Genomic DNA, 12501 nt, shown 5'->3' on the forward strand with positions numbered 1-12501 from the left:
CTACATCTACGGCACCGTCATCATCGCGTGCACGATCAACCTGGTGATCAATCTCGTGGGCTAGGCGTGGACCGCGCGCGCCCTCTGGTACCGCGCCGTGTGAAAGTCGCGGTTGCCGAACTCGGACTCAATTACAGTGAGGCGCTTGAAGTAATGCCCGATGGCCAGCTCCTCGGTCATGCCCATGCCGCCATGGAGCTGGACGGCCTCCTGCCCCACCAGACGCGCCGCACGAGCGATCGTCGCCTTGGCGGCCGACACCGCGCGGGTGCGACGCGGGCCATCGAGGTTCAGTGACGCCAGGTACGAGGCCGCGACCGCCTGTTCGACCTCGATATGCATATTCACCATGCGATGTTGCAACGCTTGGAAATTGGAGATCGCGACCCCGAATTGCCGGCGCTGTTTGGTGTATTCGACCGTATCGGCGAGGACCTTGCGCAGTATGCCGACAGCCTCGGCCACCGTGGCGGCTGTGGCCTCGTCCAGCGCCGCGTCGATCACTGGCCACGCCCGGTCCACCTCCGAGATTCGCGCCGAATCAGGCAGGCGCAGATCGGTCATCACCAGGTCGCTGGCATGGTGGTCATCGATCGTGCGGTAATGATGCGCCTCGATTCCGTGGGGTGGGCCGGCCGGATCGAACGGTATCGCGAACAGTGTGAGACCGGACGTATCGGCGTGATCGCCGGCGGTGCGCGCGGTGATGATCAGATGCGTGGCGATCGGTGCGTCGCTCACCACGATCTTCTCGCCGTCGAGCACCCAGTCCTGACCTTCGCGCCGCGCGGTCGTGCGCACCGAATGGAACGACTGGCCGGAGGTGGGTTCCAGGGCTGCGAATCCGGTCACCACGTCACCAGCGGCAATACCACCGATGAGGTCATGGGCCACCTCGGAATTCGATCGGCGCAGCAAGCCGCCACCGAGCACCACCGTGCCGATGAACGGTTCGACGACGAGATGCTGTCCGAGCACCTCGGAGATGACGAGAACTTCTTCGGCGCCACCACCGAGGCCGCCGCGGTTCTCCGGCAGTGGCGCGGCGAGGATCCCGAGCTCTTCGGCGAAGGACTTCCACAGCTGCGGTTGCCAGCCGGTGCCCGAACGCGCCGCACGTCGGCTGGTGTCCAGGGCGTACCGATTCGACAGGAAGTCCGAAACGGAATTCTTCAGGAGTTGTTGTTCGTCGGTGAGGCTGAAATCCATGGTGATTTTCGCTCTTGTCTGTCAGAGGCCGAGTTGGGCCTTGGCGAGGATGTTGCGTTGAATCTCGTTGGAACCGGCGTAGATTGACCCGGCCCGGTCGTTGAAATAGTGCAGCGGCGCCACCGCTTGCCACAGCTCGCCGCTGTGATACCCATCGACGGGCGGGGTGTACTCAACCACCGGACCACCCGGCTTTGTGACGTGGGGCTGATACACGCGGCCGCGCGGACCTGCGGCCTCCAACGTGAGCGTGGTCAACGCCTGCGACAACTCGGTGCCCAGGATCTTGAGCATCGAGGAGGCCGTGCCGGGATTGCCGCCGCCGGCGACGACCGCTAGCACCCGGTGTTCGAGAACCTCCAGCACGTCGACTCGAATCGCCAGATCGGCGAGCTTGGCGCGAAACACGGGATCGTCTGCCAGGGTGCCGTTCTCGGTGGGTACCGACTGTGCATCCGCACTCAGCTGATCGAGACCCACCTGGAGCATGGGGGCCACTGCCCCGCCGCCACGTTCGAACTCGAGGAGGTACTTCGCCACGGTCCACCCGTCGTCGATCTCGCCGAGAACATTCGCCTTGGGGACGCGTACATTGTCGAAGAACACCACGTTCTGCACCTCCTCTCCTGAGCTCATCACCAGCGGTTTGACGTCGATACCGGGTGAGGTGAAGTCGATCAGAATGAAGGTGATACCGAGCTGCTTCTTGGGGCCCTTGGTGGTCCGGACAAGCGCGAACATCCAGTTCGCTTCGCGCGCGTGGGTAGTCCAGATCTTGGATCCGTTGAGGATCACATCGTCACCGTCGGAGACCGCCGACATTTGCAGCGAGGCCAGGTCCGACCCGGACTCGGGCTCGCTGTATCCCTGGCAGAAGAACACCTCTCCCGTCAGGATGCGGGGCAGGAAGAACTCCTTCTGCTGCGGTGTGCCGAACTTGACGATGGCATGCGCGACCATCCGAATTCCCATGGGCGACAAAGCGGGTGCCCCGGCAATCATGGATTCGACCGAGAAGATGTAGTGCTGCGCGACACTCCAGGGCTGACCTCCGTACTTCACCGGCCAGGCGGGCGCCGCCCACCCCTTCTCATGCAGGATCGCCTGCCACTGCATGCTCGCCTCGTGATCGCTGTACACACTGGTCTGCAAACGCCCGGCGGCCCGGAGGCTCTCAGAGAGATTCTCGTCCAGGAACTCCCGGACTTCGGTGCGGAATTGTTCTTCCTCAGCAGAGAAGGCCAGGTCCATGTGCACTCCGTCGTGTCAAGTCTGCGGTGGTCAAAGCGATGGTTGCGGCCAATCTGGATGCAAGTGCATTCAGATTAATGCCCGTTCCCTTCCCGGGCAATACCGGCTCCTGCAAGACTGGGCAGGTGTCGTCTCCAGCCGGCCGCTCGTACAGCGGCCTCCCCGCCGACGAGCGCCTGGCCCGGCGCCGACAGCGACTGCTGGAGGTGGGCCTGGACATCCTTGGCGCTCCGGATGGGCTCGGTGACCTCACGCTGCGCACCGTGTGTCAGCGCTCCGGCCTGGCGCAGCGGTACTTCTACGAGAGTTTCGCCGACAAGGACGAGTACGCCGTCGCGATCTTCGATTGGGCGGTCGAGGGCCTGGCGTCCACCATCGAGGCGAAGGTGGCGGCCGCTCCGCCGCGTCTACAGGTGCGGGCGGGTATCACCAGCGTGGTGCGGGCCGTCAACGCCGATCGTCGCATCGGGCAGCTGTTGTACAGCCCAACCCAGGTGAACCCGCTGCTGGTTCGCCGTAGGTTCGAAGCGACGGCGATGTTCGTCTCGCTATTCGCCCAGCACCTACGCGACTGGTTCCGCCGCGACGATCAAGGAAACCTGCCCGTGCTGGCTCATTTCATCGTCGGGGGCGTTGGGCAGGCCGTCACGGCGTGGCTGCATCGGGACGTTGAGGTCAGCGAGGACGAACTGATCGAGCAGCTGGTCGACATGCTGTTGGCTCATGGCCCGGAAGGTTCGGCACAGCTCTAGCGATCCCCAGATCGTGCGGAAATGGCGACTGTTGTTGGAAATCAAGGCTTGTCGCAGTGCGCTAGCTCAATGCCAAAGCGACAGGCACTAGCCCAGACCGTCGACGAGAACGATTACCGCATCCGAGCCGGCTCGCCGATCGATCGAAACCTCCTGATAATCAGTTGATTCCGACCAGGACCGAAAAGCGGCCCCCGGCGGTTACCTTGCGGTGACGTCGTACCGCGTCACGATTGGCGCAGGTGTGATCGGAATGCCCGAGTCGACCTATTTGACAGTTTATCCTGCGCAGTTTAATCTGCTTATATGCCCGAACGTGCGAGTGCACCGTCCCTGACAGCTGCGCGATCCGCCTACAATTTGCGGCTGTTGGTCAGCCGACTGCGTCGTCGCCTCAAGGGGGTATACGACAACCAGGACATGACGCCCTCACAGATTTCGGTGATCAGCCGTCTGTCGCACGACGGGCCAGCGTCCACCAGCGATCTCGCTGTCGCCGAAGGTGTGCGACGTCAATCGATGGCCACCATCATCGCCGCCCTCGAAGAGCGTGGAGCGATTCATCGGACACCCGATCCGCTCGATGCGCGCCGCCAGCTGATCATCCTGTCCCCCAGCATTATCGAGGAGCTAGAAGGAAGCCGGCAGCTGCGGGACCGGTGGCTTGCCGATGTGTTGGACGAGGCCTACGACGATGAGGAACTCGAAATCATAGACCGCGCCCTGGTCTTGCTCGAGCGAATCGCAACCGTCGGTCATGATTCGGAGGCGGGCGAACGATGACCGCGGCAGCTACGCTCAAGGATTTGATCCAATCCCCCGAAATAGTGGTGATGCCAGGAGTTTTCGACCCGTTTAGTGCCAGGTTGGCGGAACGGGCGGGCTTCCCTGCCCTGCAATGCAGCGGGGCGGCCATCTCCGGAGTGCATTTCGGGCGGCCGGACTACTCCTTGATCTCCATGGAGGACATGGTGGCGTGCACTGCGCGTATCGTCCGCAGTGTGCGCGTGCCGGTAATGGCCGATGGCGACAACGGGTTCGGCAATGCTGTGAACACTCATTACACGGTGCGGGCCTTCGAAGAAGCCGGGGCCGCGGGGGTGAACCTGGAGGACCAGGTCACCCCAAAGCGGTGTGGCCACCTCGATGGAAAGCACATCCTCGACCTGGAGGAGGCCGCCGTCAAGGTTCGAGCGGCCGCCGAAGCCCGCACCGACCCTGACTTTGTCATCAACGCACGAACGGATGCGCTCGCCGTCGAAGGTATCGCCGGGGCCATCCGCCGTGGCAACGCGTATCTGGAGGCAGGCGCCACAATGATCTTCGTGGAAGGTGTCACCTCCCGCGACGAGATACGCGCAGCGGTGGCAGGAATTGACGGCCCGGTAGCCGTCAACGTGATCGAAGGCGGGAAATCGCCACATCACTTGACCTTTCGCGAGCTCCAGAATCTTGGTGTGGCCCGGGTCAGCCTGCCCGGAGCCCTCTTGATGTCGGCGTTGGGCGGGATGCGCAATGCGCTCGAACGTATCCAGGCCGACGGCGGCACTGCCGACCTGGATGACCTCTTTCTGCCCTTCCGTGAGGCGCACGACCTCATTGGCATGCGCGAAATCGAAAGCCTCGAAAGACGTTATCTCGCATGATCACACGGCCTCGCACGATCGTCGAGAAGATCTGGGACCAGCACACCGTCGATGAGCTATCTGACGGCAGCTGCCTGCTCTACATCGACCGCGTCCTTCTGCACGACCGTAGCGGCGGCTTGGCGCTGCGGTCGTTGCGCGATGACGGCCGCGAAGTGTTCGACAAGAAACTGGTCTTCGGAACAATGGACCATGTTGTTGATACTCGAGCAGGCCGCGACTCGACGACTCCGGTACCCGCTGGGTCGATGTTCATCGACGCCTTCCGGACAGAAGCACGCCGGCAAGACATCACCTTGTTCGACATCGGTGATGATCGTCAGGGCATCTCCCATGTGGTGTTTCCCGAACAGGGCATCGCCTTACCCGGCACCACAATGATCTGTGCCGACTCACACACCCCCACTCTCGGAGCCGTCGGTGCGCTCGCATGGGGAGTCGGCGTCACCGAATGCGAACACGCCCTCGCCACCCAGACGCTCGTGATGCGCAGACCCGCCACAATGCGAGTCGAGTTTACGGGAACTCCGGGAAAGCATGTATACGCCAAAGATCTTGTGCTGGCGCTCATCGCGGCTATTGGCGCGGGCGGTGCAACAGGATATGCGATCGAGTTCAGCGGTCCGGCGGTCGAACTACTCGATGTGGAGGCACGACTTACGCTATGCAACATGGCAACTGAGGCCGGTGCCCGCACCGGTCTGATCGCACCCGACGCGACCCTGCTGAGGTATCTGCAAGGACGCCCCTTCTGCCCCGTAGGCGACGAATGGGAGATTGCCGCACACGCGTGGCTGGATTTGCGCAGCGACCCCGGCGCCGCCTATGACCGCACTGTGCGACTCGATGCTGGAGCACTGGCGCCCCAGGTGACATGGGGTACCAGTCCGCAGCACGCATCGAGAATCGATGCGACGATCCCGCTTCCCGAGGACACCTCCGACCCCGTGGCGGCACAGCGTGCGCTGGACTACATGGCGCTGCGGCCGGGCATGTCACTCGCCGGGTTGCCCGTTGACGCAGTCTTCATCGGGTCCTGCACCAACGCCCGGTTGAGCGATCTCCGGGTTGCGGCCGATGTGTTGCGCGGCCGCAAGGTAGCCGCGGGAGTCACGGCTCTGTGCACGCCCGGATCCACGGGGGTGCGCCGAGCGGCCGAAGCCGAAGGCATCGACAAGATCTTCATCGACGCGGGCTTCCAATGGCGTGAATCCGGTTGTGGGTTGTGCTTTTACGCCGGGGGCGACCACTTCGCGCCGGGTACCCGGGTTATCAGTTCCACCAATCGGAACTTCGAGAACCGTCAAGGACCCGGTGTGCGAACACATTTGGCCAGTCCCGCGACGGTGGCCGCATCGGCCGTCGCCGGATGCATCAGCGACCCCAGGCGGATGTGAGTCCATGGAGCCCTTCACGTATGTCGCCGGTATCGCGGCGCCGCTGTTGCGTGCCAATGTCGACACCGATGCCATCTGCCCATCGCATTTCAAACCCGCCGAATTGTCCAAGCACGGGTTTGGGGACGCTTTGTTCCTGGACTGGCGGTACAACCCCGACGGAACCGTCAACTCCGGCTTCGTGCTCAATCAGGATCGCTACCACAAGGCGTCGATCCTGATTGCGGGGCCGAATTTTGGCTGCGGAAGCTCCCGGGAAACTGCGGTATGGGCGCTGCGCGACGCCGGCTTTCGGGCGGTCATCTCCCCTAGCTTCGCGCTGATTTTCGAAACCAACTGCATACGCAATGGGATTCTGCCCCTGGCAATCCCGGCAGATGTGCACAGGAAACTCGTTGACGAGACCTTCGGATCAAGTATCCAATCCGTGATCAGTATCAACCTCGTGGATCAGCTGGTCGGAATACCGGAGGGTCCGCGACACGGCTTTACCATCGATGCCAGAACGCGCGCGCAGCTGATCGGCGGCCTGGACACAATCGGTCAGACGCTTGCGCACCGTAGTCGTATCGATGACTTCCGGAGCCTTGACGAACAGCGCCGCCCCTGGGTCTACGGCGACCCGGGCCGGAAGGCAACTGCCCCATGACACTGTCGCTTGATTCACATTCCGCACTGGTACTCATCGACCTGCAAAAGGCTATCGCGCAGGCTGCGCCCGCGCGGCCCGTCATCAAACACGCGGCACGACTTGCCGCCGCATTCCGGCACTGCGGACTGCCCGTCGTGCTCGTCGGGCTGGCGTCGCGGGATGGTTCGGCTCCCCCGGGCCGGACCGACCGACCACGACTCCAACTGCCAACCAGGGCAACACCATCGGATGGACACCACTTCGTCGACGACCTATCCAGGCACCCAGACGACATCGTCATCACCAAACGAAACTGGGGCGCGTTCTATGGAACCGACCTCGACCTGCATCTACGACGCCGAGGTGTTACCCAGATCGTTCTCGGTGGAGTCGCCACCAGTATCGGTGTCGAGTCCACCGCCCGTTCAGCCCATGAACACGGCTACCACCTGGCACTCGTCGCCGACGCCATGGCCGACCTGGATTCCGACGCGCATCGGCACACCGTCGACAAGATCTTTCCCCTCATCGGCCAAATAGGTACCACCGCTGAGGTTCTGGCCCTCCTCGAATCGACGAAGAAGGTGGCGCCATCGTAGGCCGCGACCACGGTCAGGGCGTATCGGCCTCGCTGCCGCCGTCGAGTGCTGACGAGCCGACCGGGAGCGGCGTTCGTCGCTGACGGAACGCGCGTACACCGACGTGAAATGTTTTCAACATCGATCGTTCACCAACGTTGCCGCAGTTGACAATGACATCTGAAAAAGTCTTGAGAAGACGGCTTCCACCGCTAAGGATGTAGGCGTGAATTACGGTGAGGTACTTGAGCGGTTGGTCGGGTGGGCGGCCGAAACGGACGCAGTCCGGGCGGTCATCGTCGCCGGATCCGGCGCCAATGGGGACCCGCATCCCCTGTCGGACCGGGATATCGAGCTCTATGCCTCCGACCCCGACGACTTGGCCGACGAGGAGTCTTGGTGGTCAGGGCTGGGCGAGGTCCTCGTGGTCGAGCGTCTGGAAGACGAGGACTCGGGGTACCCGACCCTGCTGATCTACTACGCGGGCGGCAAGCTCGACTTCACCCTGATTCCTGCTGAAGATCTATCCACGATGGAGCATGACAGGCCTTTCCAGGTCTTGCTCGACAAGGACGGTCATGCACCCGACCCGGATTCGGTGAGCACACCACAGGGCCAGCTACCTGACGAAGAAGAGTTCGAGGAATGCGTGAACTGGGGCTACGCCGCCGCCCTGATGTGCGCGAAAGCTGTGGTGCGCGACGAACTCTGGTCAGCGAAGCTACGTGACCAAGACCTCAAGGAAGAACTGCTGCGGATCATCGAATGGGATCACCTGATTCGGTACGGCACCGCCCACGACAGGCGGTACCTCGACGCCGGGATAAACAGCTGGGTGGATAGCGATATCCGCGATGAACTCAACGAGTGCTGGGGGCACCTCCAGGCCGATGACACTGTCAGGGCACTGCGACAAACGGTTGACCTGTTCGCCCGGCTCGCCACACGCGCGGGCACCAGTCTCGGTCAGCAGCCCTTCGACCACGACAGGCTTCGCCGTGAGCTTGACGCGATCTTGGCGCTGCGCGACATCCCGGTGCGCTCGTAGTTTGAGGCTCTAGTAGACGTCGCGCACGTATCGGTGGCTCTTGATGAGGTCGTTGACGTACGCATGCGCTCCGTCGGCGCCGAGCCCGCCGCAGTGGGCCACGATGTGGTGCAATGTGGCGTCGACATCCTTGGCCATGTGGTCGGCATCGCCGCACACATATAGATACGCGCCATCCTGCAGCCAGGCGAACAGTTCCGCGGCACTCTCCGACATACGATGCTGGACATACTGTTTGGGATCCCCCTCGGACCCGTCGCGGGAAAACGCAAGATCGAGTCGAGTCAGGGTGCCCGAGTCGACAAAGCCCTGCAATTCCTCGCCGTAAAGGAAACTGGTGGCTCGGTGCCGGTCGCCGAAGAACAGCCACGAGCGCCCCGACGCACCTGCGGCCTGACGTTCCTGGAGGAAACCACGAAATGGCGCGATCCCGGTTCCCGGCCCGACCATGATGATCGGGACATCGGGTGCGGGCAGCCGAAAGGTGTGGTTCGGCCGCAGATGTACCCGCACCGCCTGCCCGCGGTCGGCCAGGAATGTGGACGCCACACCGCCATATGTGCGGTCGGCGTCGGTGTACCGGATTGTCGCAACGGTCAGGTGAACGGTGTCGGGATGAACGGCCGGGCTTGACGCAATGGAGTAATCACGGAACTGAAGCGGGCGCAAATTGTCGAACAGCTCCTCAACGGTCAACTCCCCCAGCTTGATCAGGTCCAGGACGTCCTTGCCGTACAACCATGAACCCGGCGCCGGATTGACATCGCCGCCGAGTGCGGCAATCGCGTCCGCATTGTCGGTACGGGTGGCCACCAACGCCCGCAGGGTCCGGGACGGGGTGCGGATCTCCAGACGATCGGACAACAGCTCTCCGAGCGGCTCATCGTGACCGGTCACCCGGTGCGCGGCGTCGACGCGCAACTCGGCGAGTATGGCGGCGACCAGCGCAGGATCATTGGAGGCGTGCACGGCAATCGAATCACCTGCCTCATAGGAGATTCCGGAGCCGGCGAGGTCCACCTCGTAATGGCGCACCTCTTTGTCTGACTCGGCGGTGGTGAGCAGTCGGTTGACGACAAGCCGGGCCTCGACGGTTTCGTTGCGCTCGCGCTTGGGTTGTGCAGGAGCCTCGGCGACGACGGCAGGTTCCGCCGAATTGATATGCCCCGCCGAGAGTCGCTTCACCAGATCGGTGGTCCACTCCTTGGACGGTTGTAGGTAGGGCCCGTCGATATCGACGCGTTCGGTCAGCCGCGTCGCACCCAAGGCATGCAGGCGCTCGTCGAGCAACAGGCCGGCGTTGCAAAAGAATTCGTAACTGCTGTCACCGAGTGCGAGCACCGCGAAATTCAGATGCTCAAGCCGGCCTGCCGCGTCGGCGCTTATCGCCTCCCAGAACAGCAGCGCGTTGTCGGGAAATTCGCCGTCGCCGAATGTCGAAACCACCACCACGAAGTGTGATGCCGATTGCAGCTCGGCGATATCGACCTGGTTGAGTTCGACCGCCTCGGACTTGATGCCGGTGGCCTCCTCCAGCACTTCGCAGAACGACATGGCAGCGTCCTCGGCGTTGCCCATATCGGTGCCGTAGCCGACGATCAACGAAAAATCCGGCTGGGCGGTCACAGCACTCCCTCGCTCGCGCGCGGGTCTGGTCCCAGCGCTGGGTAAGGGCGACCTTACTTTGGCCGGAGTCGTTGTGGGGGCCTCCCCCTGATTTTCCCTGCATGGACGGCCTGTCAACCCGCTAGCATCCGAACGTGGCCTGGCTGAGTACCTGGTGGCACTACGACGTGGTGAATGGTTACAAGGGTCCCTTGCTGCTGGGCTTCGTGGCATTCGTGGCCACCTTTGCGGTGACCCGCACGATCACTCGGCTCATCCGCGACGGTAAGGGCCCCTTTCACAATATTTCCGGTGGTGGTGTGCACATCCACCATTCGGTGCCGGGCGTGGTACTACTGATCATCGGCGGCTTCACGGCCCTGGGCTCTCCACCGTTGTCGGTGTGGACGTATCTGGCAGGCCTGTTGGTGGGGATCGGCGCGTCGTTGGTGCTCGACGAGTTCGCGATGATCTTCCACTTGGAAGATGTCTACTGGTCGAACGAGGGACAGCTGTCGGTGGATGTGGTCACGTTGGCCACCGCCTGCATCGGTCTGGCGGCGGTTGGGGTTTCACCGCTGAACGTGGACGGTCTGACCGGTGTCATCGCCATCGCACGTGGCGTGGCGATGATGTTGCTGCTGATCCACCTGGCGCTGGTCGCGATCACCGCGCTGAAAGGCAAATATCCCACCGCGATGCTGGGGATCTTCTTGGCCCCCATCGCGTGGGTGGCGGCCGCTCGTCTCGCCCGCCCGACATCCCCGTGGGCGCGATGGCGTTACACACCGGCGAAACTCACGCGGGCTAAGCAGCGAGCCCTGGAATTTGATCGCCGGTGGGGTCCGGTGAGACGGCGCTGGCTCGACGCGATCGGCGGTACGCCCACACCTGAACTGACTCACCCACCGACGGATTCGCGGACTCGGTGAGCAATCCGGGCCAGTGTTGATTCCGTGTGTATCGATGCGGCCCACTGCGGGTCCGCAGCCAGCTGTACCCAACTGGAGCAGCCGCGATGTTCATCTCCACGGTGAATTCGCAGGGGTTCGACCAAGGGGTACGCGCGTACGACCAGCACCGTGAGACGGTGCTTCGGCCGAAAATCCAAGCGGTCCGCGCGAACTGATTCGGTGGTCCAGATGTGCAGTGCGGCAATATCTTCGAGCGCCTCAGGACGGTTGACCTCGATCGCGGCAACAACCTCGGCCCCGGCACGCACCACAACCTGGGCTTCGGTGCTATCGGCGGCGGCGCGTTCCAAAAGGTCGTGATGTTCCAGTCGCACCCGCTCGGCGTGACCGTGCACGGCTGTCGGAAACAGCAGGAACCGCGAATCGGCAAGCGTGAAACGCTTCTCGTGAATTCCACCCTTGCGTAGCAGGACTGTCTGCCGGCCGTCGAGCAAGGCATGCACCGCCGCGCTCCATTCCTTCAGGGCGGTGGTCACTCTGCGAGACTACGACCGGGGCGTCACCAGCACCGGGCAGGTGGCCTTGTGTATCAGTGCATGGCTGGTGGATCCGAGGAAGAAGCCCGCGATATCGCCGCGTCCGCGACTTCCGGTGACGATCAACTGAGCGCCTGCGGCCTGATTGAGCAGAACGTCGGCGGGGTGCCCGACCGCCACACGCCGGCGAACCGGAACATCCGGGTATTTCTCTTGCCATCCGGCCAGCCGCTCGGCGAGAAGCCGCTCTTGGCGCTGCTGCTCTGCGTCTGAGTCCATCGCGCTCCACGCGGTATACGCGTACACGTATCCCGGAGGAATGTTGTTCCACACATGAACCGCCACGAGTTCGGTATCGCGCATCGCGGCCTCCTCGAATGCCCACGCGATCGCGCCGTCGCTCGAATCGGAGTCGGCGACACCCACGACAATCGGGCCGCCTGCCAGTACCGGCGATTCCCTGACGACGACAACCGGGCTGTGCCCCTTCGCGGTCAACGACACCGAGACCGAGCCCGCCATCATCCCGGTGAATCCACCTAGCCCGCTGGAGCCGAGCACCGTCATGAGGGCATTTTTGGACAATTCGATGAGGATCGGTACCGGCTTGCCGATGGCTTTGACCGTGGACACTTCGACATTCGGATGCAGCGCGTAGACGTGGTCCTTGGCCTGACTGAGGAACTCGGCCCCGTCAGTCTCCAGATGCTGAAAGAAGCTCGCCGAAGCTCCCAGGTTGAACCCCTGTCCGAGGCTGCTGTGGTCGATGATGTGGACCAACGTCAACGGCAGGTGCCGACGCTGGGCTTCGGCGCCTGCCCATGTCAAGGCATGCAGCGCCGACGTCGATCCGTCGATACCGACGAGAATGTGGGCATGCGGCGTCGGGGTGGTCATGGCTCCTCCGATGTGCGATAGGGCGATTGCTCCTACC

General features: G+C 63.1%; 13 protein-coding genes and 1 pseudogene. 8 read left to right on the plus strand and 6 right to left on the minus strand.

The window, feature by feature from the left end:
- Window positions 1–60 precede the first annotated feature (60 nt).
- Window positions 61–1209, minus strand: coding sequence for an acyl-CoA dehydrogenase family protein (locus tag B4393_RS24110; protein WP_078336283.1), 1149 nt, complete (start codon window positions 1207–1209; stop codon window positions 61–63).
- 21 nt (window positions 1210–1230) lie between these two features.
- Complete coding sequence (locus B4393_RS24115; protein WP_078336284.1) at window positions 1231–2460, minus strand: acyl-CoA dehydrogenase family protein; 1230 nt, start codon at window positions 2458–2460, stop codon at window positions 1231–1233.
- A 125-nt stretch (window positions 2461–2585) separates the two neighbouring features.
- Between B4393_RS24115 and B4393_RS24120 the strand changes: the two genes are divergently transcribed.
- Complete coding sequence (locus tag B4393_RS24120) at window positions 2586–3212, plus strand: TetR/AcrR family transcriptional regulator (protein WP_109558580.1); 627 nt, start codon at window positions 2586–2588, stop codon at window positions 3210–3212.
- A gap of 87 nt (window positions 3213–3299) precedes the next feature.
- Here B4393_RS24120 and B4393_RS28325 read toward each other — a convergent pair.
- Window positions 3300–3392: pseudogene (locus tag B4393_RS28325) on the minus strand (DUF1330 domain-containing protein); the annotation flags it as partial.
- Between the two features lie 126 nt (window positions 3393–3518).
- On the opposite strand from B4393_RS28325, the gene B4393_RS24125 reads away from it, so the two are divergent.
- From B4393_RS24125 to B4393_RS24150, 6 genes are all read left to right on the plus strand, one after another.
- Complete coding sequence (locus B4393_RS24125) at window positions 3519–3995, plus strand: MarR family winged helix-turn-helix transcriptional regulator (protein ID WP_078336285.1); 477 nt, start codon at window positions 3519–3521, stop codon at window positions 3993–3995.
- Window positions 3992–4858, plus strand: a complete 867-nt coding sequence (locus tag B4393_RS24130) for an isocitrate lyase/PEP mutase family protein (protein ID WP_078336286.1) — start codon at window positions 3992–3994, stop codon at window positions 4856–4858. The genes B4393_RS24125 and B4393_RS24130 overlap by 4 nt, the downstream gene beginning before the upstream one ends.
- Window positions 4855–6255, plus strand: coding sequence for a 3-isopropylmalate dehydratase large subunit (locus tag B4393_RS24135; RefSeq protein ID WP_078336287.1), 1401 nt, complete (start codon window positions 4855–4857; stop codon window positions 6253–6255). Before B4393_RS24130 ends, B4393_RS24135 begins: the two co-directional genes overlap by 4 nt.
- 4 nt (window positions 6256–6259) lie before the next feature.
- Window positions 6260–6904: a 3-isopropylmalate dehydratase small subunit gene (gene leuD / locus B4393_RS24140; RefSeq protein WP_078336288.1), complete on the plus strand. Its 645-nt coding sequence runs from the start codon at window positions 6260–6262 to the stop codon at window positions 6902–6904.
- Window positions 6901–7485 carry an isochorismatase family protein gene (locus tag B4393_RS24145; protein WP_078336289.1) on the plus strand — a complete coding sequence of 195 codons (585 nt, stop codon included), beginning with the start codon at window positions 6901–6903 and terminating at the stop codon, window positions 7483–7485. The genes leuD and B4393_RS24145 overlap by 4 nt, the downstream gene beginning before the upstream one ends.
- Before the next feature lie 205 nt (window positions 7486–7690).
- Window positions 7691–8512, plus strand: a complete 822-nt coding sequence (locus B4393_RS24150) for an aminoglycoside 6-adenylyltransferase (protein WP_078336290.1) — start codon at window positions 7691–7693, stop codon at window positions 8510–8512.
- A gap of 9 nt (window positions 8513–8521) precedes the next feature.
- Here B4393_RS24150 and B4393_RS24155 read toward each other — a convergent pair whose 3' ends face one another.
- Window positions 8522–10138: a diflavin oxidoreductase gene (locus B4393_RS24155; RefSeq protein WP_078336291.1), complete on the minus strand. Its 1617-nt coding sequence runs from the start codon at window positions 10136–10138 to the stop codon at window positions 8522–8524.
- Window positions 10139–10272: 134 nt separating this feature from the next.
- Between B4393_RS24155 and B4393_RS24160 the strand changes: the two genes are divergently transcribed.
- Window positions 10273–11049, plus strand: a complete 777-nt coding sequence (locus B4393_RS24160) for a hypothetical protein (RefSeq protein WP_078336292.1) — start codon at window positions 10273–10275, stop codon at window positions 11047–11049.
- Here the strand turns inward: B4393_RS24160 and B4393_RS24165 are convergent.
- Both B4393_RS24165 and B4393_RS24170 read right to left on the minus strand, forming a co-directional pair.
- The gene (locus tag B4393_RS24165; protein WP_078336293.1) at window positions 11019–11567 is read right to left on the minus strand and encodes a DUF1802 family protein; all 549 of its coding nucleotides are present in this window, start codon (window positions 11565–11567) and stop codon (window positions 11019–11021) included. The two genes, B4393_RS24160 and B4393_RS24165, sit on opposite strands and share 31 nt — an antisense overlap.
- 9 nt (window positions 11568–11576) lie before the next feature.
- Window positions 11577–12464, minus strand: a complete 888-nt coding sequence (locus B4393_RS24170) for a universal stress protein (RefSeq protein WP_078336294.1) — start codon at window positions 12462–12464, stop codon at window positions 11577–11579.
- Window positions 12465–12501: the final 37 nt, after the last annotated feature.

The sequence above is a fragment of the Mycobacteroides franklinii genome, assembly GCF_002013895.1.
In the GTDB taxonomy this organism is placed as follows: domain Bacteria; phylum Actinomycetota; class Actinomycetes; order Mycobacteriales; family Mycobacteriaceae; genus Mycobacterium; species Mycobacterium franklinii.